Here is a 22029-nt window from a genome sequence, read left to right as displayed (position 1 = left end):
CCCTCCTCCCCCGCAGCGCCCCTCACCGGCCTCCGCGTCCTCGACCTGGCCACCCTCTTCGCCGGCCCGCTCGCCGCGACCATGCTCGGTGACTTCGGCGCCGAGGTGATCAAGATCGAGCACCCGGCGAAGCCCGACCCCTCCCGGGGCCACGGCCCGTCCAAGGACGGCATCGGCCTGTGGTGGAAAGTGCTGGGCCGCAACAAGCGCACGATGACCCTCGACCTCTCCCGGCCGGGCGGCAGAAACACCCTCCTGCGGCTCGCCGCCACCGCCGACGTCGTCATCGAGAACTTCCGCCCGGGCACCCTGGAGAAATGGGACCTGGGCTGGCCGGAGCTGTCCGCCGTCAACCCGCGTCTGGTCCTCGCCCGGGTCACCGCCTTCGGCCAGTTCGGCCCGTACGCGCACCGCCCCGGCTTCGGCACCCTCGCCGAGGCGATGAGCGGTTTCGCCGCGATCACCGGCGAACCGGACGCGCCCCCGACGCTCCCCCCGTTCGGCCTCGCCGACTCGATCGCGGGCCTGGCGACGGCGTACGCGGTCATGACGGCACTGTCCGCCCGTGACCGCACCGGCGAGGGGCAGGTCGTCGACATGGCGATCATCGAGCCGATCCTCAGCGTCCTCGGCCCGCAGCCGCTCTGGTACGACCAGTTGGGCCACGTCCAGCCGCGCACCGGCAACCGCTCACAGAACAACGCCCCCCGCAACACCTACCTCACGGCCGACGGCACCTGGGTCGCCGTGTCGACCTCGGCCCAGTCGATCGCCGAGCGCGTGATGAGTCTGGTCGGCCGCCCGGAGCTGATCGACGAGCCCTGGTTCGCCACCGGCGCCGACCGCGCCCGGCACGCGGACGTCCTCGACGAGGCGGTGGGCACATGGATCGCCCGCCACTCCCACTCCGAGGTCATCGCGGCCTTCGAGAAGGCGGAAGCCGCGGTGGCCCCGATCCAGGACGTACGGGAGGTGATGACCGACCCGCAGTACCAGGCCCTCGGCACCATCACCACGCTCGACGACCCCGACCTCGGCCCGATCCGGATGCAGAACGTCCTCTTCCGCCTGTCCGCCACCCCCGGCGCGATCCGCTGGGCGGGCCGCGCGCACGGCGCGGACACCACCACCGTGCTCACCGAACTGGGCCTGACCGGGCCCGACATCGACGCCCTGCGAACCGAGGGAGCCCTGTGACAGCAGTCCCCCTGACCTGGCTGTACGTCCCCGGCGACCGCCCCGACGTGGTGTCCAAGGCCCTCGTCTCCGGCGCCCACGTGGTGGTCGTCGACCTGGAGGACGCGGTCGCCCCGGACCGCAAGGAGTACGCCCGCACAGCCACCGCCGAACGCCTCACCGACCCCCAGCCGGTCCCGGTCCATGTCCGGATCAACGCCCTGGACGGCCCCCTGGCCGCCCCCGACCTGGCGGCCCTCGAAGGCCTCCCCGGCATCTCGGGCCTACGGCTCCCGAAGGTGACGGCTCCCCAGGACGTCGTCCGCGTGGCCACCCATACCTCCACGGCCACCGGGGCCGGACTCCCGCTCCACGCCCTGCTCGAAACCGCCCTCGGCATCGAACACGCCTTCGCCATCGCGACCGCTCACCCCGCCCTGCGGGGCATCGCGCTCGGCGAGGCCGACCTCCGGGCCGATCTGGGGGTACGGGACGACGCGGGCCTCGACTGGTGCCGCTCCCGAGTCGTCGTGGCCGCACGGGCGGCGGGACTCGCCCCGCCGCCTCAGTCGGTCCACCCCGACATCCGCGACCTCGACACCCTGGCCGCGTCCTGCGCCCACGGCCGCGCCCTGGGCTTCCTGGGCCGGGCCGCCGTCCACCCCCGCCAGCTCCCGGTCATCGAACGCGCGTACCTCCCCACCCCGGAGGAGATCGAGGAGGCCGAACAGATCGTCAAGGCGGCGGCCACGAACGAGGGCGCCCAGGCCCTCCCCGACGGCCACTTCATCGACGCGGCGGTGGTCGCGACAGCCCGCAGAATCCTGTCCCTGGCCGACCGCGACCGCCCCTGACCACACAACGAACGAGGGCGCCCCGGCATCCGGGGCGCCCTCGTCGTCGTACGGCCGACCTCAGCTCTTCTTGGTCGGCTCCGCCTCGGCCACGGAGTCGGCCTTAGCCTCGTCCTGGTCCGCTGCCTCGCCGTCGGTCCCGGCCTCGGCCTTCACCTCGGCCGATTCCGCACCGTTCTTGCCGTTCTCGTCGTTCTCGGCGGCGTCGTCCGCCGAACCGTCGGGGACATCCGCTCCGGGCTCCACCACTTCCTCCCGGCCCGGCCGCTTCTTCGCCGACAGCACGAAATAGACGACAGCGGCGATGAAGACGAAGATCGCGGTCCAGTTGTTGAGCCGCATGCCCAGGATGTGGTGGGCGTCGTCGACGCGCAGGTACTCGATCCAGAAGCGGCCCACGCAGTAGGCCGCGACGTACAGCGCGAACGCCCGTCCGTGGCCCAGCGTGAAGCGGCGGTCGGCCCAGATGACCAGCAGCGCGACACCGACACACCACAGGGACTCGTACAAGAATGTCGGGTGGTAGTAGCCCGGCACCCGGCCGTCCGTGGAGGAGGTGATGTGCAGGGCCCAGGGGAGGGTGGTCTCCCTCCCGTACAGCTCCTGGTTGAACCAGTTGCCCCAGCGCCCGCACGCCTGTGCGAGGACGATACCGGGAGCGAGGGCGTCGGCCCACGCGGGCAGCGGGATACCCCGTCGGCGGCAGCCGATCCACGCGCCCAGCGCGCCGAGGGCGATCGCGCCCCAGATACCGAGGCCGCCCTCCCAGATCTTGAAGGCGTCCACCCAGTCGCGGCCCTCGCTGAAGTACAGCTCGTAGTCCGTGATCACGTGGTAGAGCCGGCCACCGACCAGGCCGAAGGGCACGGCCCAGACCGCGATGTCGGCCACCGTGCCGGGTCGGCCACCGCGGGCGAGCCAGCGCTTGTTGCCGAGCCAGACCGCGACGAAGACTCCGATGATGATGCAGAACGCGTAGCCGCGCAGCGGAATGGGTCCAAGGTGCAGCACCCCGCGCGACGGACTGGGAATGTAGGCGATTTCCATGGCAGTCCCGACGCTACCTTGACGGACGTGGCGGATGTGAGCCGCCCCGGGCAACGGCTCCATAACGGGCGGTGCCTCCGGTTCCGCTCACGACGGTGGACCGGAGGCACCCGGGCGGCCCGGGAACGGCCGGCCCCTACGCCTTGTCGGCCGCCTCGACCAGCTGCTTCAGCTTCGCCGGAGTCATCGTCTGGTCCTGGTAGATGTTCTTCCCGTTGAGCAGCACGGTCGGCGTGCCGCCGAAGCCGCCGGTCTGGAAGGCCTTGTTCGACTTCACGACCCAGCTGTTGTGCGTGCCGTCCTCGACACACGTCCGGAACGCCGGTGCGTCGAGTCCCTTGACCTTCGCGGCCAGCTCGATGAGTCTGCCGTCCTTCGCGAAGGCGTCGTCGGTCTCCGGCGGCTGGTTCTCGTACAGCACGTCGTGGTAGGCGGTGAACCTGCCGGTGTCCTGGGCGCAGGCCGCGGCGTTGGCGGCGTGCCGGGAGCCGCTGCCGGCCATGTTGCCGTCGATGATCGTCGCCAGGTGGTACTCCACCTTCAGCTTGCCCGCGGCCGTCAACTCATGAATGGTTGACCGGTAGTTGGTCTCGAAGGCCTGGCAGGCCGGACAGCGGAAGTCCTCCCACACCGTGAGCGTCGACTTGGCGCCCTCCTCACCCACGGGGATCGCGAGACTGTCCTTGCCCAGCGCGCCCGAGGGCGCCACCACCGGACCGGCGCTCTCGCTCTTGCCGTCCTTGCCGGAGTTCGCGGCGACGACGCCGATCACCGCCGCGAGTCCCAGCACGCAGACGACACTGGCGCCCACGATCAGCACCCGCCGCCGCTTGTCCGCGGACTTCTGCTTCTCACGCTCGACCGCCAGCCGCTCGCGGGCGGTGCGCTTTCCGTCACGATTCTTCTCGCTCACACCCGCAGAACGAACCGGGGAGACGCATTGCGTCTCCCCGGCCCCAGGTCCACCCGTTCGGGCTACCCGTACGAAATGTCCCGCCGGATCACGCCGAGCCGCGTACACCCTTCGCGAGGTCGGCGGCGAGTTCCCGCACGGCCTCGACACCGGCCGCGTGGTCCGGCGCGTCGAGCATCCGCTTCACGAAGGCCGACCCGACGATCACGCCGTCGGCGAAGCCGGCGACCTCGGCGGCCTGCGCCGCGTCGGAGACACCGAGCCCGACACAGACCGGCAGGCCGGTGCCGGTGCCCCGGGTGCGCTCGACCAGGGCCTGGGCCTGGGCGCCGACCGACGCCCGCGTCCCGGTGACACCCATCAGCGATGCGGCGTACACGAACCCGCTGCCCGCCGCGGTGATCTCGGCGAGCCGTGCGTCCCTGCTGCTGGGCGCGACGACGAACACGGTCGCGAGACCGTGCTTCTCGGCGTGCTCCCTCCACAGCGCCGACTCCTGCACGGGCAGGTCGGGCAGGATGCACCCGGCGCCGCCCGCCTCTGCGAGCTCGGCGGTGAACCGTTCGACTCCGTAGCGGTCGATCGGGTTCCAGTACGTCATGACGAGCACCGGCTTCCCGGTGGCCTCGTGCGCCTCCCGGACCGTGCGCATGACATCCGCGATCTTGACCCCGCCGCGCAGCGCGATGTCGTCGGCGGTCTGGATGACCGGCCCGTCGAGCACCGGGTCGCTGTGCGGCAGCCCGACCTCGACGATGTCGGCGCCGCCGTCGAACACGGCCTTGATGGCGTCGATCCCGCCGTCGACGGTGGGGAACCCGGCGGGGAGGTACGCGATGAGCGCGGAGCGCCCCTCGGCCTTGGCGGCGGCGAGAGTGTCGCCCAACAGCTGGATGTTGCCGCTCACTTGGCGTCCCCCTCGATCTCGGCGACGTCGGCCGTGTTCGCGGCGACCTCGGCGTCGGTGTCGTACAGGCCGAAGTACCGGGCGGCGGTGTCCATGTCCTTGTCGCCGCGCCCGGAGAGGTTGATGACGATCAGCCCGTCCTTGCCCAGCTCCTTGCCGACCTCGAGGGCACCGGCCAGCGCGTGCGCGCTCTCGATGGCCGGGATGATGCCCTCGGTACGGGACAGCAGACGCAGCGCCTGCATGGCGGCGTCGTCGGTGACCGCGCGGTACTCGGCGCGACCGCTGTCCTTGAGGTAGGAGTGCTCGGGCCCGATGCCCGGGTAGTCGAGTCCGGCGGAGATGGAGTAGGGCTCGGTGATCTGCCCCTCCTCGTCCTGCAGGACGTACGACCGCGACCCGTGCAGGATGCCGGGCTCGCCGGCGGTGAGGGTGGCGGCGTGCTCGCCGGTCTCGACACCGTGCCCGGCGGGCTCGCATCCGATGAGCCGTACGTCGGCGTCGGGGATGAAGGCGTGGAAGAGCCCGATGGCGTTGGACCCGCCGCCCACGCAGGCGACGGCGGCGTCGGGCAGCCGCCCTGCCTGCTCCAGGAGCTGCCGCCTGGCCTCGACACCGATGACCCGGTGGAAGTCGCGCACCATGGCCGGGAAGGGGTGGGGCCCGGCCACGGTCCCGAACAGGTAGTGCGTGCGGTCGACGTTGGCGACCCAGTCGCGGAACGCCTCGTTGATGGCGTCCTTGAGAGTGCGCGACCCGGACTTCACGGCGATGACCTCGGCGCCGAGCATGCGCATCCGGGCCACGTTGAGGGCCTGGCGCTGGGTGTCGATCTCACCCATGTAGATGGTGCACTCGAGCCCGAAGAGCGCACAGGCGGTGGCGGTGGCGACCCCGTGCTGACCGGCGCCGGTCTCGGCGATGACTCGGGTCTTGCCCATCCTCTTGGTGAGGAGGGCCTGCCCGAGCACGTTGTTGATCTTGTGGGACCCGGTGTGGTTCAGGTCCTCCCGCTTGAGGAAGACCCGGGCACCCCCGGCGTGCTCGGCGAACCGGGGCACCTCGGTGAGAGAACTGGGCCGCCCGGTGTAGTGGACGAGCAGATCGTCGAGCTCACGGGCGAACTCCGGGTCGGACTTCGCCTTGTCGTACTCGACGGCGACCTCGTCCACGGCGGCGACAAGCGCCTCCGGAATGAACTTGCCACCGAAGGCACCGAAGTACCCATCGACATTGGGAACCTGACCATCCGGATCAGGAATGAAAAACGCACTGGACATACGTCTACCTCGCAGGGGCACAAGCCCCGGGGTTCGATCTGGACATGGGAAGCGTGAGGGAGCGTTTCGGGGAGCGGGGCGGGCGCCGTGAAAACCGCGCCGCCGAAGACGCGCCCCATAGGGCGCGGGGAACTGCGCGACAAGCCACAACGGACCCGCACCCGAAAACACACCGCTCGCGAAGCGCAAAGCCAGGGGCGCGGCCCGATCAGACGGCTCGCACCCTACTGCCAAGCCCCGCAGGGCCATCGCATCCCGTTGACCTGTCCAGGCTCATCCCCGATGACATACCGAACCCGCCGCCCATGCACCCGCCGCGCGGGCGCACGACAGCCACGAGGCCGGCAGCCGCGCGCGAGGCGGGCGTACCGGTCCATGGGTGTCAGGGTGAGAGTCATCGGCGCCAACACTAGCGGGAGATCAGCCCCGCCCGTGCCGCAGCGCGGGATGCTCCCCCGCCGCCACCAGATCGGCCACCGCCGACTTGGGATCGCGCCCGGTGACGAGCGACTCGCCGACCAGTACGGCGTCGGCGCCCGCGTTGGCGTACGCGATCAGGTCGTGCGGGCCGCGGACACCGGACTCGGCGATCTTGACGATGCTGTCGGGGATCTCCGGGGCGACCCGCTCGAACGTGGTGCGGTCGACCTCGAGGGTCTTCAGGTTGCGCGCGTTGACACCGATGATCCGGGCCCCCGCGTCCACCGCCCGCTCGACCTCGTCCTCGTCGTGCACCTCGACGAGCGGGGTGAGCCCGATGGACTCGGCGCGCTCGACGAGGGACTCCAGGGCCGGCTGGTCGAGGGCCGAGACGATCAGCAGGACCACGTCGGCCCCGTACGCCCGCGCTTCCCACAGCTGGTACGACGTGACGATGAAGTCCTTGCGCAGCACGGGGATGTCCACCCGGGCGCGCACCGCCTCCAGGTCCGCCAGTGATCCGCCGAAGCGGCGCTGTTCGGTGAGGACGGAGATGACGGCCGCGCCGCCCGCCTCGTAGTCCGCGGCGAGGGCCGCCGGGTCGGCGATCGCGGCCAGCGCGCCCTTGGAGGGGCTGGACCGCTTGACCTCGCAGATGACCTTGACGCCGTCGCCGCGCAGTGCGGCGACGCCGTCCTTGGCAGCGGGAGCCTTCGCCGCGCGCTCCTTGAGCTCGTCGAGGCTGACGCGCGCCTGCCGCTCCGCGAGGTCGGCACGGACTCCGTCGATGATCTCGTCGAGCACACTCACGCGAGCGGCCCCCTTCCAGACGGTAGGCGATTGACTGTTCAAACCATTCACAGCATCGAAGCTGCACAAACTGTCAAAGCTGGTCACTTCGATGGTATCCGGAGGAGGGCATCCCCCTCACATCCGGTTGACATCGGTCCCATTACCTGGACATTTGTTGTTGATCAAGGGTGAAGCCAGCCACCGAACGGCAGGTTCCGGACAACGGTGAAGACCAGCAGCAATGCTCCAAGGCTCCACAGCTGCGCCGGCCCCAGGTCGATCCGCATCGGCCGTCCACGCACCGCGTGAACCACCCAGACGGTCCACAGGACGGCGAAGGCCAGGTATCCCGTCACGGCGAGCGCGTTGGCACCGAGGGCCGTCACCCAGTCTCCGTGTACGAAGGCGTAGGCGCTGCGCAGACCGCCGCAGCCGGGGCAGTACACGCCGGTCAGGCGCAGGAGCGGGCAGACGGGGTAGTGGCCGGGTTCGTTGGGGTCGACCGTCCCGACGTAGGCGAAGGCCCCGGCGACGGCCGCGAGCACCCCGGCGGGCACGGCCACCCGTCCCGCCACGGCACCGACGCCCGTCGGCACGCCCTGCTGAGCCCGCTCGATGTCCACCCGACGCATTCTGCCCCTTCCGGCGCGTACACGCGCGAGGGGCGGCTCCGGCGCTTTCGCCGGGCCGCCCCTCGCCAGTCCGAGAACCGGTCCCCTAAGGGGTTCAGCTGCCGGCACCCGCCGGCTCACTCGCGACCTGGTGGCCCTGGCGGCCCTGGGTGGTCGGCTTCTGCTTGCCGAGGCCCATCGCGGCCATGATCCAGCCGACGACACCGCCGAGGACCACGATCACCATGCCGGCCCAGAAGCCCAGCGGCTCGGCCATCACCATGAACGCGCCCGATACGCAGAAACCGATGATGGCGATGGTGACGCCGGTCCAGGCGGCCAGAGTGTGACCGTGGCTAGTGCCCGCCATGACTTGCTCCTCGTTGCTGAGTTGCTGGTTGTTGAATGCAGAACGCGGTGAGCCGGAAGCTCGACGTCCATTGTCCCGCACGCGCACGCGTGGGGGACGCCCGGGGGTCAGCCCAGCGAGTCACCCGACGGGGCTATGCCCCGGTGGGGTCTTCGCCCCGGTCGAGTGCCTTCCAGATCTCCTCGGGCCGGTCGGGGTCGACGGCCCCCGCCCGGCGGGGCGGACGCGGCGCGCCACCACGCTCGTACCGGCCTGACATGCCGGGCCACAGGCGGCCGTAGCGCAGGGCGAGCAGGCCGGCGAGGAGGATCAGCACACCGCCGACGGCGGCCGCGTACGGCCAGCCGGTGTGGCTGAGGGTGTGCACGGTGGCCGCGGTGTCGCCGGTGGCCCGCGCGGCCTTCTCGTCGAGGGCGGAGCTGTCGGAGGCGCCGAGGAGGGCGGAGGCGATCGTGCCCACGCCGGACAGCGCGAGCAGTCCGGCGACCAGGAGGCGGCCGGAGCGACGGACGGCGAAGACGGCGACGAGCGCGGCAAGGCCCACTATGGCGAGGGCCGCGGGAACGCCCGTGACGTCGCTGCCCCTGGCGGTCAGCGGGAAGGCGCCGCCGGCCACGGTCGCGGTGCCCTCCGACCAGCGCTGGCGGGTGGCGAGCAGCGCGACGGCCGCGCCCAGCGCACCGGCCAGCAGGGCGACGGCGAGGCTGAGGCGGCCGGCCCGGCCGGAGAGGGGGGCTTCGGAACGCGGAAGAGGCACGGGTACGGGTACGGCAGTCACGTACCCCACTATGTCCTGAACCCCGGGTGAACCGTCACCCGGGGCTCACGTGAGAAGCGCCCCATTCGTCGCCCCCGTCGTCGTCCCGTTCGCGCTCTCCTCGTCGGGAAACGCCTTACTGTCCGAGCCGGTTCGCCGTGTGGACCGCGCGCAGGACCGCCGCCGCCTTGTTGCGGCACTCGTTGTCCTCGGCGACCGGGTCGGAGTCGGCGACGACGCCGGCGCCCGCCTGGACGTAGGCCGTGCCGTCGCGCAGGAGGGCCGTGCGGATGGCGATGGCGGTGTCGGAGTCGCCCGCGAAGTCGAGATAGCCGACGGCGCCGCCGTACAACCCCCGCCTGGACGGCTCCAGTTCGTCGATGATCTGCATCGCGCGCGGCTTTGGCGCCCCGGAGAGCGTGCCGGCCGGGAAGCAGGCCGTCAGGACGTCGAAAGCGGTGCGGCCGGGTGCGACGCGGCCGGTGACGGTCGAGACGATGTGCATGACGTGCGAGTACCGCTCGACGGACATGAAGTCGACGACCTCGACGGAGCCGGGCTCGCAGACCCGGCCGAGGTCGTTGCGCCCGAGGTCGACGAGCATGAGGTGCTCGGCTCGCTCCTTGGGGTCGGCGAGCAGTTCCTCGGCCAGGGCCTGGTCCTCCTGCGGGGTGGATCCGCGATGCCGGGTGCCGGCGATGGGGTGGACCATCGCGCGCCCGTCCTCGACCTTGACGAGGGCCTCGGGGGACGATCCGACGACGTCGAACCCGTCGAAGCGGAACAGGTACATGTACGGGGACGGGTTGGTGGCGCGCAGGACCCGGTAGACGTCCAGCGCGCTTGCCGTGCACGGTGTTTCGAAGCGCTGGGAGGGGACCACCTGGAAGGCTTCCCCGGCGCGGATGCGTTCCTTGATGTCGTCGACGGCCAGCTGGTAGTCGGGGCCGCCCCACAGGGCCGTGTACTCGGGGAGTTCGGAGGGCGGGAGCGCGGCGGGCGGCTGCGCGACCGCGCGCGAGAGGTCGGCCTGCATGGCGTCGAGGCGGGCCACGGCGTCCGCGTAGGCCTCGTCGACGCCCGTGTCGAGGTCGTTGTGGTTGATCGCGTTGGCGATCAGCAGGACCGACCCCTCCCAGTGGTCCATGACGGCCAGGTCGCTGGTGAGCAGCATGGTCAGCTCGGGCAGCTGGAGGTCGTCGCGCTCGCCGGGGCCGATCTTCTCCAGGCGGCGCACGATGTCGTAACCGAGGTAGCCGACCATGCCGCCGGTGAAGGGCGGCAGGTCCTCCTGGTGGGGGGTGTGGAGGGTCTCGATGGTGGCGCGCAGGGCGGCGAGCGGGTCGCCGTCCGTGGGCACGCCGACGGGTGGGGTGCCGAGCCAGTGCGCCTCGCCGTCGCGGGCCGTGAGGGTGGCGCTCGAGCGGACGCCGACGAAGGAGTAGCGGGACCAGGACAGACCGTTCTCGGCTGACTCCAGCAGGAAGGTGCCGGGGCGTTCGGCGGCGAGCTTTCGGTAGAGCGCGACCGGGGTGTCTCCGTCGGCGAGGAGCTTGCGGGTGACGGGGATGACGCGCCGGTCGGTGGCCAGCTTGCGGAAGGTCTCGAGGTCCATGGCCGCTGACCTTACTGACCTTGGGGCAGGACGCCGGAATCGGCGTCCTCGAACGACACGTCGAGCAGGACGTCGGCGTCGAAGCAGGTCCGGGCGCCGGTGTGGCAGGCGGCGCCCACCTGGTCGACCTTGACGAGCACGGTGTCGGCGTCGCAGTCGAGGGCGACGGACTTCACGTGCTGGAAGTGACCGGAGGTGTCGCCCTTGACCCAGTACTCCTGGCGGCTGCGCGACCAGTAGGTGCAGCGGCCGGTGGTCAGGGTGCGGTGCAGCGCCTCGTCGTCCATCCAGCCGAGCATGAGCACCTCACCGGTGTCGTACTGCTGGGCGACGGCGGGCACGAGCCCGTCGGGGCCGCGCTTGAGGCGCGCGGCGATCTCCGGGGCCAGGGGGCTGGGGCCGCTGGACCTGCTGGGCGGGGGTGTGCTGCTGGTCATGGGGCCATTGTGCCGCGCCCCACTGACACTCCCCTCGGTACGTCCACTGGGCGGACCGTAGACCCGGTCGTACGCTTGTCGGCATGTCTACCTATGCGAAGCGTGAACGACTTCTTCTCGCCGACCTGTTGGAGACCGAGGGTCCCGACGCCCCGACGTTGTGCGAGGGCTGGCGGGCCCGTGATCTCGCCGCGCACGTGGTGGTGCGCGAGCGTCGGCCGGACGCCGCCGGAGGTCTGCTGATCAAGCAGCTCGGTCCCCGACTCGAACGGGTGATGGCGGAGTTCGCCGACAAGCCGTACGAGGAACTGATCCAGCTGATCCGTACCGGCCCGCCGCGTTTCTCGCCGTTCTCGCTGAAGCAGGTGGACGAGGCGTCGAACATCGTCGAGTTCTACGTCCACACGGAGGACGTGCGCCGGGCGCGCCCCGACTGGACACCCCGCGAGCTGGACCCGGTCTTCCAGGACACCCTGTGGTCCCGGCTGGAGCGCACCGCCCGCCTGGCGGGCCGCGGCGCGGCGACGGGCCTGGTACTGCGCCGCCCGGACGGCCAGACGGCGGTCGCCCACCGCGGCACCCCGGTGGTCACGGTGACCGGCGAACCGTCCGAACTGCTGCTCTTCGTGTACGGCCGCCAGGACGTCGCCGACGTGGAGCTGGAAGGCGACAAGGACGCGATCACCAAGCTCCACGAATCAAAACAGCTGGGCATCTGAGAAGGACGCAGCCCCGCGCCCCTTCAGGGGCGCGGGGCTGCGTCTATGCGCGGCTCCGCCGCGTGGGCGCGACAAGCCCCACCGGAGCCGCAGCAAAAGAACCGCGTGTCAGCGAACCGGATGCCCAGCAGCCCGCAGGGCGTCCTTCACCTGCCCGATCCGAAGATCCCCGAAGTGAAAGACGGACGCCGCCAGAACCGCATCCGCACCGCCCGCGACGGCCGGCGCGAAGTCGGCGAGCCGCCCCGCTCCCCCACTGGCGATCAGCGGCACGCGCACGTGCTTACGTACCGCTTCGATCATCTCGATGTCGTACCCGTCCTTGGTACCGTCCGCGTCCATCGAGTTGAGCAGGATCTCACCGGCGCCCAGTTCGGCAGCCTGGTGCGCCCATTCGACCGCGTCGATCCCGGTACCGCGTCGGCCGCCGTGGGTGGTGACCTCGAAGGAGCCGGAGTCGGTACGGCGGGCATCCACGGACAGCACCAGCACCTGTCGGCCGAAGCGCTCGGCGATCTCGCGGATCAGCTCCGGACGCGCGATGGCGGCCGTGTTGACGCCGACCTTGTCGGCGCCGGCGCGCAGCAGCTTGTCGACGTCCTCGGCCGCGCGCACCCCGCCGCCCACGGTGAGCGGGATGAACACCTGCTCGGCGGTGCGGCGGACCACGTCGTAGGTGGTCTCGCGGTTGCCCGAGGAGGCGGTGATGTCCAGGAACGTCAGTTCGTCGGCCCCCTCGGCGTCGTACACCTTGGCCATCTCGACGGGGTCGCCCGCGTCGCGGAGGTTCTGGAAGTTGACGCCCTTGACGACCCGGCCGTTGTCCACGTCCAGGCAGGGGATGACTCGTACGGCGAGGGTCATGCCGCGGACACCCCCCGGAACGCTTCCACCTCGACCTCGACGACCAGGCTGGGGTCCACGAAGCCGGAGACGATGATCATCGATGCGGCGGGGCGGACGGAGTCGAACAGCTCCTTGTGAGCCCGTCCGACGTCGTCCACGTCCCGCGCGTGCGTGATGTACATGCGCGTGCGCACCACGTCGTCGCGCCCGAGACCCAGTTGCTCCAGCGCCGCGAACGCGACGTTGAAGGCGTTGACCGTCTGCTCGTACGGACCGCCGCCGGCGATCTGGCCGTCCACTATCGACGTACAGCCGGCGACCAGCACCAGGCCGTTCGGCAGTTCCACCGCGCGGGAGTACCCGAAGGTCTCCTCCCAGGGCGCACCGGTCGTGACACGCCGTACGTCGCTCACTTGGCCACCGCCTCCAAGGCCTCTTCCAGGGTGAACGCCTTCGCGTACAGGGCCTTCCCGACGATGGAGCCCTCGACACCCAGGGGTACCAGCTCGGCGATGGCCCGCAGGTCGTCCAGGGACGAGACGCCGCCGGAGGCCACGACGGGCCGGTCGGTCGCCGCGCAGACGTTCCTCAGCAGCTCCAGGTTCGGGCCCTGGAGGGTGCCGTCCTTGGCGATGTCGGTCACGACGTACCGCGCGCAGCCCTCGGAGTTGAGGCGCTCCAGCGTCTCGTAGAGGTCGCCGCCGTCGCGGGTCCAGCCGCGTCCGCGGAGCGTGGTGCCCCGTACGTCCAGGCCGACCGCGATCTTGTCGCCGTGCTGCGCGATGACCTTGGCGACCCACTCCGGGGTCTCCAGGGCGGCCGTGCCGAGATTCACCCGGGTGCAGCCGGTGGCGAGGGCGGCGGCCAGCGTGTCGTCGTCGCGGATACCGCCGGACAGCTCGACCTTGATGTCCATCGCCCCGGCGACCTCGGCGATCAGCTTGCGGTTGTCGCCGGTACCGAAGGCGGCGTCCAGGTCGACCAGGTGCAGCCATTCCGCGCCGGAGCTCTGCCAGGCGAGGGCGGCCTCCAGGGGAGAGCCGTACGAGGTCTCCGTACCGGACTCGCCGTGCACGAGGCGAACGGCCTGGCCGTCGCGGACGTCGACGGCGGGGAGGAGTTCGAGCTTGGCCATGGTCTACAGGGTTCCGATCCAGTTGGTGAGCAGCTGCGCTCCGGCGTCGCCGGACTTCTCGGGGTGGAACTGGGTGGCCCACAGGGCGCCGTTCTCGACAGCCGCCACAAAGGGCTTGCCGTGGGTCGACCAGGTGACCTTGGGGGCGCGCATCAGCGGGTTCGTGGTCTCCAGGGACCAGTCGTGGACGGCGTACGAGTGGACGAAGTAGAAGCGCGCGTCGGCGTCCAGGCCCGCGAAGAGCTGGGAGTCCGCGGGGGCGTCGACGGTGTTCCAGCCCATGTGGGGCACGATGTCGGCCTGGAGCGGCTCGACGGAGCCGGGCCACTCGTCGAGGCCCTCGGTCTCGACACCGTGTTCGATACCGCGCGCGAAGAGGATCTGCATGCCCACGCAGATGCCCATGACGGGACGCCCGCCGGCGAGCCGGCGACCGACGATCCAGTCGCCGCGCGCTTCCTTCAGGCCCTGCATACAGGCGGCGAAGGCGCCGACGCCCGGTACGAGCAGCCCGTCCGCGTTCATGGCCGTGTCGAAGTCACGCGTTATCTCGACGTCGGCACCCGCGCGCGCGAGAGCGCGTTCCGCCGACCGCACGTTCCCGAACCCGTAGTCGAAAACAACGACCTTTTTGGACGCTGTGGACGCGCTCAATTCCATACCTCCAGCCTCATGACGCCGGCGACCAGACACATCGCGGCGGCTATCGAGAGCAGCACGATGAGGCTCATCGGCATCTTCTGCTTGACGAAGGAGTAGATCCCGCCGAGCAGGAAGAGGCCGACGACGATCAGGATGGTGGAAAGGCCGCTCATGGCTTTACAGGGCGCCCTTCGTGGAGGGGAGGATGCCCGCCGCGCGCGGGTCGCGCTCGGAGGCATAGCGCAGCGCCCGGGCGAGCGCCTTGAACTGGCACTCCACGATGTGGTGCGCGTTGCGCCCGTAGGGCACGTGCACGTGCAGCGCGATCTGGGCCTGGGCGACGAAGGACTCCAGGATGTGCCGGGTCATCGTGGTGTCGTACTCGCCGATCATCGGCGCCATCTTCTCGGGCTCGGTGTGCACGAGGTAGGGGCGGCCGCTCAGGTCCACGGTCACCTGGGCGAGGGACTCGTCCAGGGGGACCGTGCAGTTGCCGAAGCGGTAGATGCCCACCTTGTCGCCGAGTGCCTGCTTGAAGGCGGCTCCGAGGGCGAGGGCGGTGTCCTCGATGGTGTGGTGCGAGTCGATGTGCAGGTCGCCCTCGGTCTTCACGGTGAGGTCGAACAGACCGTGCCGGCCGAGCTGGTCGAGCATGTGGTCGTAGAAGCCGACGCCCGTCGACACCTCGACCTTGCCGGTGCCGTCGAGATCGATCTCGACGAGGACCGATGTCTCCTTGGTGGTGCGCTCCACGCGTCCGACGCGGCTCATGACTCGTCCTGCTCCTTCTTCAGTTCACGGACCGCGTTCAGGAACGCGTCGTTCTCGGCGGGAGTTCCCGCGGTGACCCGCAGCCATCCCGGTACGCCGTTGTCGCGGACCAGGACGCCCCGGTCGAGGATCCGCTGCCAGGCCTCGTGGGAGTCGGCGAAGGTGCCGAACTGCACGAAGTTGGCGTCGGACTCGGTGACGTCGAACCCGATGGCGCGCAGTTCGCCGACCAGCCGGTCCCGCTCGGCCTTGAGCTGCTCGACGTACTTCAGCAGCGTGCCGGTGTGCTCCAGGGCGGCCAGGGCGGTCGCCTGCGCCACGGCCGACAGGTGGTAGGGCAGCCGTACGAGCTGCACGGCGTCGACGACGGCCGGGTGCGCGGCGAGATAGCCGAGGCGCAGCCCCGCCGCCCCGAACGCCTTGGACATCGTCCGGGAGACGACGAGATTCGGCCGTCCTTCGATCAGCGGCAGCAGTGAGTCGCCGTGGCTGAACTCGACGTACGCCTCGTCGACCACCACCATCGAGGGCCGGGCGGCCTGCGCGGCCTCGTACAGGGCGAGGACCGTCTCGCGCGGGACCGCGTTGCCGGTGGGGTTGTTGGGGGTGGTGACGAAGACGACGTCGGGCCGGTGCTCGGCGATGGCCTTCTCGGCCGCCGCGAGATCGATGGTGAAGTCCTCGTTGCGGGGACCGGAGATCCATCCGGTGCCCGTCCCGCGCGCGATGAGGCCGTGCATCGAGTACGACGGTTCGAAGCCGATCGCGGTGCGGCCGGGCCCGCCGAAGGTCTGGAGCAGCTGCTGGATGACCTCGTTGGAGCCGTTGGCGGCCCACACGTTGGCGAGGCCGACCTCGTGGCCCGAGGTGTCCGTCAGGTACTCGGCGAGCCGCGTGCGCAGCTCCACGGCGTCCCGGTCGGGGTAGCGGTTGAGGTTCCGGGCCGCCTCGCGCACGCGCTCGGCGATCCGCTCGACGAGGGCGTCGGGCAGCGGATAGGGGTTCTCGTTGGTGTTCAGCCGTACGGGGACGTCCAGTTGGGGCGCGCCGTACGGCGACTTGCCGCGCAGCTCGTCCCGTACGGGGAGATCGTCGATTCCGAAGTTCACTTGCTCTCAGGCACCTTCCACCCGAACCGCGCCTTGACCGCCGCGCCGTGCGCGGGCAGGTCCTCCGCCTCCGCCAGCGTCACCACGTGCTGCGCCACGTCGGCCAGCGCGTCCCGCGTGTAGTCCACGATGTGGATGCCGCGCAGGAAGGACTGGACGGAGAGGCCGGAGGAGTGGCAGGCGCAGCCGCCGGTCGGCAGGACGTGGTTGGATCCGGCCGCGTAGTCGCCGAGGGAGACCGGCGCCCAGGGTCCGACGAAGACCGCGCCGGCGTTGCGCACCCGGTCGGCCACGGCCGCCGCGTTCGCCGTCTGGATCTCCAGGTGCTCGGCGCCGTACGCGTCGACGACCCGCAGCCCCTCCTCCACGCCGTCCACGACGACGATCGCGGACTGCCGGCCGGCCAGCGCCGGGGCGATCCGATCGTCGACGTGCTTGGTGGCCGCGACCTGCGACTCCAGCTCCTTGTCGACCGCGTCCGCGAGGGCCACGGAGTCCGTGACGAGGACGGCGGCGGCCAGCGGGTCGTGCTCGGCCTGGCTGATCAGGTCGGCGGCGACGTGCACCGGGTCGGCGGTGTCGTCGGCGAGGATCGCGATCTCGGTGGGGCCGGCCTCGGTGTCGATGCCGATCTTCCCCGCGAAGTACCGCTTGGCGGCGGCGACCCAGATGTTGCCGGGACCGGTCACCATGTTGGCGGGCGGGCAGGACTCGGTGCCGTGCGCGAACATCGCGACGGCGGTGGCACCGCCGGCCGCGTACACCTCGTCGACGCCGAGCAGGGCGCAGGCGGCGAGGATGGTGGGGTGCGGCAGCCCGTCGAAGTCGGCCTGGGCGGGGGAGGCGAGGGCGATGGACTCGACGCCCGCTTCCTGCGCGGGCACGACGTTCATGATCACGGAGGACGGGTACACGGACCGGCCGCCGGGCGCGTAGAGCCCGACCCGGTCCACGGGCACCCACTTCTCGGTGACCGAGCCGCCGGGCACGACCTGGGTCGTGTGCGTCGTACGGCGCTGCTCGCGGTGGACGAGACGGGCGCGGCGGATGGACTCCTCGAGGGCCGCGCGGACGGCCGGGTCGAGCTGCTCGAGCGCGTCGGCGAGGGCCTGGACGGGCACGCGTACGGTTTCCAGCCGGACGCCGTCGAACTTCTCGGCGAAGTCGATCAGCGCCGCGTCGCCCCGATGATGCACGGCCTCGCAGATCGGACGCACCTTCTCCAGGGCGGCCGAGACGTCGAAGTCGGCTCGGGGCAGCAGGTCGCGCAGGGCGGGTCCCTCAGGGAGGGCGTCGCCGCGCAGATCGATTCGAGAGATCACGCGGTCAATTCTCTCAGACGTCGATCGGGCGCCGTTCGCGCGTATCAGTGGCTGATACGGAGCGTTGCGTGGCCCCCCGCGGGCTCCGCACGGGAACTCGGAAGATCAGCTTCACGTCTTGAGTTCAGAGGGTTACTGAGCGGGCAGAACGGTTGTACTAAACCTGTTGGTAACGCCTGGTGACACGGGGAGGAGTGGGAAAACGTCGTGACAGAGGGTGCCGGGATCCGCACGGGGGACTCGCGGACCGCGGGGGAACCGCCGGACGACCTGAGCGCCGCCGAGGTCGGCATGTGGCAGGCCTTCCGCAACGGCAGCGTGCTGGACCTGAGCAGCGGCGACACCGTCGTCGACGATCCGCACGGCGGCCATCCGTGGGGCGCCGACCGGACGGTGCGGGCCCGCATCGTGTGCTGGCTGCTCCTCGACGGCCCGCCCGCGCTCGCGGGGCGCGTGTCGTCCCTCAAGCTCACCGGCGTGCAGATCAGCGGCACGCTCGACCTGGCCGGCGGCACGGTCGAGCCGTACGTCGAGCTGAAGGGCTGCCGGTTCGAGAACGAGATCCTGCTGCCGGAGGCCCACTTCACGACCGTACGGATGGTGGACTGCTCGGTGCCGCGACTGGAGGCGGCCCGGGTGCACACCGAGGGCGATCTGCATCTCCCCCGCTGCCGCTTCCACAACGGCGTACGCCTCACCGACGCGCACATCGGTACGGATCTGCTGCTCAACCAGGCCGTCGTCTACCGGGACCGGCGTGGGCGCTCGCTGGTCGGGGACGGGATGAACGTCGGGCAGGACCTCCAGGCCGAGATGCTGGAGTCGCACGGCGAGCTGAGCCTGCGCGGGGCGACGATCGGCGTCTCCCTGAGCCTGCGCGGCAGCAGGCTCGCCAATCCGTACGGGAGACTCGCGCTCAACGCCCCCCAGCTGACCGTGGGCCGCACGCTGTATCTGACCCCCGCCGGGGTCTGGAACCCCATCATGACCAGCGGCACGACCCCCGCGCGCGGGACGCGCATCCAGCGCTTCGAGTGCGAGGGCGGCATCCGGCTGGACGACGGCCGGTTCGGCGACGCCGTCGACCTCGAACGCGCCCGGCTCACGTTCACGGACGACCAGGAGCTGTCGCTGCGCCGGGTGCAGACACCCGAGCTGCGCTTCCTCGGGGACCGGCCGGAGCGCGGCAAGGTGGTCCTGTCGGGCGCCAAGGTCGTCAACCTCATGGACCGGGCGGGCAGTTGGCCGGGACCGGGCAACCTGCACATGGGCGGCTTCGGATACGAGAACCTCGTACCGCAGGGGCCGTTCCCGCCGGCGCAGCGGCTGGCGTGGGTGGCGGCGGCGACCGCCGAGTACAGCCCGGAGCCGTACGAGCGGCTGGCCGCCGTGCTGCGCAACAGCGGTGAGGACGAGGACGCGCGCGAGGTACTGCTCGCCAAGCAGCGTCGGCGCCGCGAGACCCTGCCGCCTGCGGCGAAGCTGTGGGGGTACGTGCAGGACTGGACGGTCGCTTACGGGTACCGGCCCGGCCGGGCCGCCGTGTGGATGGCGGTGCTGTGGGCGGCGAGTTCGGTGGCGTTCGCGCACGCGAGCCATCCGCCGCTGAACAGTGGGGAACACCCGCCGTGGAACCCCTCGCTCTTCGCCCTGGACCTGCTTCTCCCGGTGATCGATCTGGGCCAGGTGGGGTTCTGGCAGCTGCGCGGCGGCTGGCAGTGGCTGGCCGCCGCGATCATCATGCTGGGCTGGGTCCTGGCGACGACGGTGGCGGCGGGGGCGACCCGGACGCTGCGCAGAAGCTGAGCAGCGCTCATTTTTCTTCACCATCCCCTCACCTCTCGCCGTACAACTAAAAATCGGGTGCCCATTTGGTCTGGCGCGGCCCCTACCTGCGCCTTTCAATGGTCGACACCATGGCTTCGCTGCGTGCGTTCCTCCGTGCCACCAGGACGGAACGGAACACTCCGCCGTCTCCACGCCTCGCCCCCGCCGGACTGCCCGCCGACGACGAGGTACTGCTCGACGCGCCCGACGCCCGGCTCGGCCCCGCACTGGTCGCGGCCGGCCGGGGCGAGTACGGGCCCGCGTCCGCACTGCTGGCCGCCACCCGCGCCACGGGCGAGTGGGACAACCGCGACCGCTACGTGATCCGGCTGGCCGCGTTCGCGCACTCCCGCGCCGAGTGGCTCACGTCCTGGCGGGCCGCCGCCCCGGAGGACCCGGACGCGCTGCTGATCGCGGCCGAACTGGCGGTGGTCCACGCCTGGGAGTCCCCCGCCCGGGCCGAATTCCTGCTGCAGACCGGCCCGTTGGTGGAGGCCGCGGCGGCGGGTGACCCGCGCGACCCGGTGCCCTGGCGCATCGCGCTGGACCGGGCGCGGGGCAGCGACGCGGAGCACGGCGAGTTCGAGAGGCTCTGGGCGGAGGCCGTACGCCGCTCTCCCCACCACTACGGCTGCCATGTGGCGGCGCTCCAGTACCTGTCCACGGGCCCTTTCCGGTCCCCGCGCGGCCCCGGCTCGTACCGCGAGTGCTTCGACTTCGCCGAGCGGGCCGCACAGGACGCCCTGCCCGGCACCCTCGTCCAGGCGCTGCCCCTGCACGCGGCCTTCATCTGCCTGACCGAGGGCGACGGCAGGACGGTGGTGGACCGCTGTCGCCTGGACGCGGCGGCGGACACGGCCCTGGCGCTGTCCGCGACGTACCCGGCGGCGGACCCGTGGCCGGCCGAACTGCGCAACCTGCTCATCTACGTCCTGATCGCGCTCGGCCGCTGGCAGGACGCCCTCCTCCAACTGCGTCTGACCGGCCCGTACACCACGTCCTTCCCCTGGGACCGGTTCTCGGACGACCCGCTCGGCAGGTTCCTCGAAGCACGCGAGGAGATCCACCGCAACGCGCCCGCCGCCCGCTGCCCGGCGTGCGCCGCTCGCCCACGGAGTGAGCACGTCGGACGCGCCCACTCCGGCGACCATTAGGCTTTCCCGTCGTGACCACCGTCCAACTGCCGCTCTTCCCGCTCAACTCGGTGCTGTTCCCGGGACTCGTCATCCCGCTGAACGTCTTCGAGGAGCGATATCGCGCCATGATGCGCGAGCTCCTGAAGACCCCCGAGGACGAACCGCGCCGGTTCGCCGTCGTGACGATCCGCGACGGCCACGAGGTGGCACCCAGCGCGCAGGGCCTGCCCGACCAGACGGCGGTGCCCGACCGCGGGCCCACGGCGGGCTTCGGCGACGACCCGGTCAAGGCGTTCCACTCCGTGGGATGCGTGGCGGACGCGGCGACGATCAGGGAACGCGCGGACGGCACGTTCGAGGTGCTGGCCACCGGTACGACCCGGGTGCGGCTGGTGTCGGTGGACGCGTCGGGCCCCTTCCTGACCGCGGAACTGGAGGAGCTGGAGGAATCCCCCGGCGACGAGGCGGGCGCGCTGGCGGAGGGCGTCCTGCGAGCCTTCCGGCAGTACCAGAAGCGTCTGGCGGGCGCACGGGAACGGTCCCTGTCGACGGGCGCGGAGCTGCCCGACGAGCCGGCGGTGGTGTCGTACCTGGTGGCGGCCGCGATGATGCTGGACACCCCGTCGAAGCAGCGCCTGCTCCAAGCCCCGGACACGTCGTCCCGGCTCCGCGAGGAACTGAACCTCCTGCGCACGGAGACGGCGATCATCCGCAACCTCCCGTCGCTGCCCGCGGCGGACCTGACCCGCGCCCCGACGAGCCTCAACTGAGGGGGAGCCGCATGGCGAAGAAGAAGCAGCAGCAGTCGGTGGGCACCCCGGCGACAGTGGCACTGACGGCGGCGGGCGTCGCGTACACGGTGCACGCGTACGAGCACGACCCCGCGCATCCCTCGTACGGCGAGGAGGCCGCCGAGGCGATGGGGGTGTCGCCGGAGCGCGTCTTCAAGACCCTGGTGGCGGACGTGGACGGGGTACTGACGGTCGCGGTGGTCCCCGTGGCGGGCCAGCTGGACCTGAAGGCGCTGGCGGCGGCGGTGTCGGGCAAACGGGCGTCCATGGCGGACCCCGCACTCGCGGAGCGCACGACGGGCTACGTACGGGGCGGAATCTCCCCCCTGGGCCAGCGCAAGAAGCTCCGCACGGTCCTGGACAACTCGGCGGACGCCCACCCCACAATCTGCGTCTCGGCGGGCCGCCGGGGCCTGGAGGTAGAACTCTCCCCCGAGTCCCTCACGACCCTCACCCAGGCAATCAGGGCCCCGATCGCCCGCAACTAGGACGCAGCTTGCCCCTCCAGCCCGGCCTTCTCTCCCGCCCAGCCGCCCGCGCCGTTTCCGCAGC

Annotated in this window: 26 protein-coding genes; 7 read left to right on the top strand and 19 right to left on the bottom strand. The window is 71.2% G+C overall.

Annotated elements, in window-relative coordinates; all coding sequences use genetic code 11:
- Window positions 1-1197 (top strand): CaiB/BaiF CoA transferase family protein (locus ADL01_RS26220; protein ID WP_053744490.1); only part of this gene is annotated, 1197 nt, incomplete at its 5' end.
- Entirely contained in the window at window positions 1194-2030 is an 837-nt protein-coding gene (locus ADL01_RS26215; protein WP_053744489.1) for an HpcH/HpaI aldolase/citrate lyase family protein, read from the top strand. The genes ADL01_RS26220 and ADL01_RS26215, both read left to right, overlap by 4 nt.
- 60 nt (window positions 2031-2090) lie before the next feature.
- Here ADL01_RS26215 and lgt read toward each other — a convergent pair whose 3' ends face one another.
- From lgt to hisI, 11 genes are all read right to left on the bottom strand, one after another.
- Window positions 2091-3077, bottom strand: a complete 987-nt coding sequence (gene lgt / locus ADL01_RS26210; protein WP_053744488.1) for a prolipoprotein diacylglyceryl transferase — start codon at window positions 3075-3077, stop codon at window positions 2091-2093.
- Window positions 3078-3213: 136 nt separating this feature from the next.
- Window positions 3214-3990, bottom strand: coding sequence for a DsbA family protein (locus tag ADL01_RS26205; protein ID WP_053744487.1), 777 nt, complete (start codon window positions 3988-3990; stop codon window positions 3214-3216).
- 88 nt (window positions 3991-4078) lie between these two features.
- Complete coding sequence (gene trpA / locus ADL01_RS26200) at window positions 4079-4897, bottom strand: tryptophan synthase subunit alpha (RefSeq protein WP_053744486.1); 819 nt, start codon at window positions 4895-4897, stop codon at window positions 4079-4081.
- Window positions 4894-6177 (bottom strand): tryptophan synthase subunit beta, encoded by a 1284-nt coding sequence (gene trpB / locus ADL01_RS26195; protein ID WP_053744485.1) that lies wholly within the window; start codon window positions 6175-6177, stop codon window positions 4894-4896. The genes trpA and trpB overlap by 4 nt, the downstream gene beginning before the upstream one ends.
- Window positions 6178-6401: 224 nt before the next feature.
- On the bottom strand, window positions 6402-6575 hold the full coding sequence (trpM, locus tag ADL01_RS47885) for a tryptophan biosynthesis modulator TrpM (protein WP_107090998.1): 174 nt from the start codon (window positions 6573-6575) through the stop codon (window positions 6402-6404).
- A 22-nt stretch (window positions 6576-6597) separates the two neighbouring features.
- Window positions 6598-7407: an indole-3-glycerol phosphate synthase TrpC gene (trpC, locus tag ADL01_RS26190; protein ID WP_053744484.1), complete on the bottom strand. Its 810-nt coding sequence runs from the start codon at window positions 7405-7407 to the stop codon at window positions 6598-6600.
- A 164-nt stretch (window positions 7408-7571) separates the two neighbouring features.
- The gene (locus tag ADL01_RS26185) at window positions 7572-8021 is read right to left on the bottom strand and encodes a DUF2752 domain-containing protein (protein ID WP_053744483.1); all 450 of its coding nucleotides are present in this window, start codon (window positions 8019-8021) and stop codon (window positions 7572-7574) included.
- A 94-nt stretch (window positions 8022-8115) separates the two neighbouring features.
- Window positions 8116-8370 (bottom strand): HGxxPAAW family protein, encoded by a 255-nt coding sequence (locus ADL01_RS26180; protein WP_053744482.1) that lies wholly within the window; start codon window positions 8368-8370, stop codon window positions 8116-8118.
- 133 nt (window positions 8371-8503) lie between these two features.
- Complete coding sequence (locus tag ADL01_RS26175; protein WP_053744481.1) at window positions 8504-9157, bottom strand: TIGR02234 family membrane protein; 654 nt, start codon at window positions 9155-9157, stop codon at window positions 8504-8506.
- Window positions 9158-9263: 106 nt separating this feature from the next.
- Window positions 9264-10742 (bottom strand): anthranilate synthase component I, encoded by a 1479-nt coding sequence (locus ADL01_RS26170; protein WP_053744480.1) that lies wholly within the window; start codon window positions 10740-10742, stop codon window positions 9264-9266.
- A gap of 11 nt (window positions 10743-10753) precedes the next feature.
- Window positions 10754-11179 carry a phosphoribosyl-AMP cyclohydrolase gene (hisI, locus tag ADL01_RS26165; RefSeq protein WP_053744479.1) on the bottom strand — a complete coding sequence of 142 codons (426 nt, stop codon included), beginning with the start codon at window positions 11177-11179 and terminating at the stop codon, window positions 10754-10756.
- An 83-nt stretch (window positions 11180-11262) separates the two neighbouring features.
- Between hisI and ADL01_RS26160 the strand changes: the two genes are divergently transcribed.
- Window positions 11263-11898 carry a TIGR03085 family metal-binding protein gene (locus ADL01_RS26160; RefSeq protein WP_053744478.1) on the top strand — a complete coding sequence of 212 codons (636 nt, stop codon included), beginning with the start codon at window positions 11263-11265 and terminating at the stop codon, window positions 11896-11898.
- A 108-nt stretch (window positions 11899-12006) separates the two neighbouring features.
- Here the strand turns inward: ADL01_RS26160 and hisF are convergent, their stop codons facing one another.
- Genes hisF through hisD form a run of 8 tightly spaced genes read right to left on the bottom strand, consistent with a single transcriptional unit; the run spans window position 12007 to window position 17723 of the window.
- Complete coding sequence (gene hisF, locus ADL01_RS26155) at window positions 12007-12762, bottom strand: imidazole glycerol phosphate synthase subunit HisF (RefSeq protein ID WP_053744477.1); 756 nt, start codon at window positions 12760-12762, stop codon at window positions 12007-12009.
- The gene (locus ADL01_RS26150) at window positions 12759-13157 is read right to left on the bottom strand and encodes a RidA family protein (protein WP_053744476.1); all 399 of its coding nucleotides are present in this window, start codon (window positions 13155-13157) and stop codon (window positions 12759-12761) included. Before ADL01_RS26150 ends, hisF begins: the two co-directional genes overlap by 4 nt.
- Window positions 13154-13879 carry a bifunctional 1-(5-phosphoribosyl)-5-((5-phosphoribosylamino)methylideneamino)imidazole-4-carboxamide isomerase/phosphoribosylanthranilate isomerase PriA gene (gene priA / locus ADL01_RS26145; RefSeq protein WP_053744475.1) on the bottom strand — a complete coding sequence of 242 codons (726 nt, stop codon included), beginning with the start codon at window positions 13877-13879 and terminating at the stop codon, window positions 13154-13156. Before priA ends, ADL01_RS26150 begins: the two co-directional genes overlap by 4 nt.
- 3 nt (window positions 13880-13882) lie before the next feature.
- On the bottom strand, window positions 13883-14539 hold the full coding sequence (gene hisH, locus ADL01_RS26140) for an imidazole glycerol phosphate synthase subunit HisH (RefSeq protein ID WP_053744474.1): 657 nt from the start codon (window positions 14537-14539) through the stop codon (window positions 13883-13885).
- Window positions 14530-14694 carry a hypothetical protein gene (locus ADL01_RS45475; RefSeq protein WP_053744473.1) on the bottom strand — a complete coding sequence of 55 codons (165 nt, stop codon included), beginning with the start codon at window positions 14692-14694 and terminating at the stop codon, window positions 14530-14532. The genes hisH and ADL01_RS45475 overlap by 10 nt, the downstream gene beginning before the upstream one ends.
- Before the next feature lie 4 nt (window positions 14695-14698).
- Window positions 14699-15292: an imidazoleglycerol-phosphate dehydratase HisB gene (gene hisB / locus ADL01_RS26130; protein WP_006377508.1), complete on the bottom strand. Its 594-nt coding sequence runs from the start codon at window positions 15290-15292 to the stop codon at window positions 14699-14701.
- Window positions 15289-16401, bottom strand: a complete 1113-nt coding sequence (locus ADL01_RS26125; protein WP_053744472.1) for a histidinol-phosphate transaminase — start codon at window positions 16399-16401, stop codon at window positions 15289-15291. Before ADL01_RS26125 ends, hisB begins: the two co-directional genes overlap by 4 nt.
- Complete coding sequence (gene hisD, locus ADL01_RS26120; RefSeq protein WP_053744471.1) at window positions 16398-17723, bottom strand: histidinol dehydrogenase; 1326 nt, start codon at window positions 17721-17723, stop codon at window positions 16398-16400. Before hisD ends, ADL01_RS26125 begins: the two co-directional genes overlap by 4 nt.
- A gap of 207 nt (window positions 17724-17930) precedes the next feature.
- Between hisD and ADL01_RS26115 the strand changes: the two genes are divergently transcribed.
- The 4 genes from ADL01_RS26115 (at window position 17931) to ybaK (ending at window position 21965) form a co-directional block, all read left to right on the top strand.
- Complete coding sequence (locus tag ADL01_RS26115) at window positions 17931-19529, top strand: hypothetical protein (protein ID WP_053744470.1); 1599 nt, start codon at window positions 17931-17933, stop codon at window positions 19527-19529.
- 98 nt (window positions 19530-19627) lie between these two features.
- Window positions 19628-20704, top strand: a complete 1077-nt coding sequence (locus tag ADL01_RS26110) for a hypothetical protein (protein WP_053744469.1) — start codon at window positions 19628-19630, stop codon at window positions 20702-20704.
- Window positions 20705-20715: 11 nt separating this feature from the next.
- Window positions 20716-21456: an LON peptidase substrate-binding domain-containing protein gene (locus ADL01_RS26105; protein ID WP_053744468.1), complete on the top strand. Its 741-nt coding sequence runs from the start codon at window positions 20716-20718 to the stop codon at window positions 21454-21456.
- 11 nt (window positions 21457-21467) lie between these two features.
- Entirely contained in the window at window positions 21468-21965 is a 498-nt protein-coding gene (gene ybaK / locus ADL01_RS26100; protein ID WP_053744467.1) for a Cys-tRNA(Pro) deacylase, read from the top strand.
- The last annotated feature ends 64 nt before the right edge of the window (window positions 21966-22029 follow it).

This window comes from Streptomyces sp. NRRL WC-3618, from assembly GCF_001280005.1.
Classification (GTDB): domain Bacteria; phylum Actinomycetota; class Actinomycetes; order Streptomycetales; family Streptomycetaceae; genus Streptomyces.
Note: the sequence above shows the minus strand (reverse complement) of the source record. Positions and strands in the feature narration are given on the sequence as shown.

Bases quoted from the DNA above. Each gene is read 5' to 3' on its own strand.
- trpB (WP_053744485.1), bottom strand. From the start codon at position 6,177: ATGTCCAGTGCGTTTTTCATTCCTGATCCGGATGGTCAGGTTCCCAAT.
- hisH (WP_053744474.1), bottom strand. From the start codon at position 14,539: ATGGAATTGAGCGCGTCCACAGCGTCCAAAAAGGTCGTTGTTTTCGAC.
- ADL01_RS26160 (WP_053744478.1), top strand. From the start codon at position 11,263: ATGTCTACCTATGCGAAGCGTGAACGACTTCTTCTCGCCGACCTGTTG.
- hisI (WP_053744479.1), bottom strand. From the start codon at position 11,179: ATGACCAGCAGCACACCCCCGCCCAGCAGGTCCAGCGGCCCCAGCCCC.
- ADL01_RS45475 (WP_053744473.1), bottom strand. From the start codon at position 14,694: ATGAGCGGCCTTTCCACCATCCTGATCGTCGTCGGCCTCTTCCTGCTC.
- hisF (WP_053744477.1), bottom strand. From the start codon at position 12,762: ATGACCCTCGCCGTACGAGTCATCCCCTGCCTGGACGTGGACAACGGC.
- priA (WP_053744475.1), bottom strand. From the start codon at position 13,879: ATGGCCAAGCTCGAACTCCTCCCCGCCGTCGACGTCCGCGACGGCCAG.
- ADL01_RS26185 (WP_053744483.1), bottom strand. From the start codon at position 8,021: ATGCGTCGGGTGGACATCGAGCGGGCTCAGCAGGGCGTGCCGACGGGC.
- ADL01_RS26110 (WP_053744469.1), top strand. From the start codon at position 19,628: ATGGTCGACACCATGGCTTCGCTGCGTGCGTTCCTCCGTGCCACCAGG.
- hisB (WP_006377508.1), bottom strand. From the start codon at position 15,292: ATGAGCCGCGTCGGACGCGTGGAGCGCACCACCAAGGAGACATCGGTC.
- ADL01_RS26170 (WP_053744480.1), bottom strand. From the start codon at position 10,742: ATGGACCTCGAGACCTTCCGCAAGCTGGCCACCGACCGGCGCGTCATC.
- lgt (WP_053744488.1), bottom strand. From the start codon at position 3,077: ATGGAAATCGCCTACATTCCCAGTCCGTCGCGCGGGGTGCTGCACCTT.
- ybaK (WP_053744467.1), top strand. From the start codon at position 21,468: ATGGCGAAGAAGAAGCAGCAGCAGTCGGTGGGCACCCCGGCGACAGTG.
- trpM (WP_107090998.1), bottom strand. From the start codon at position 6,575: ATGACTCTCACCCTGACACCCATGGACCGGTACGCCCGCCTCGCGCGC.
- ADL01_RS26180 (WP_053744482.1), bottom strand. From the start codon at position 8,370: ATGGCGGGCACTAGCCACGGTCACACTCTGGCCGCCTGGACCGGCGTC.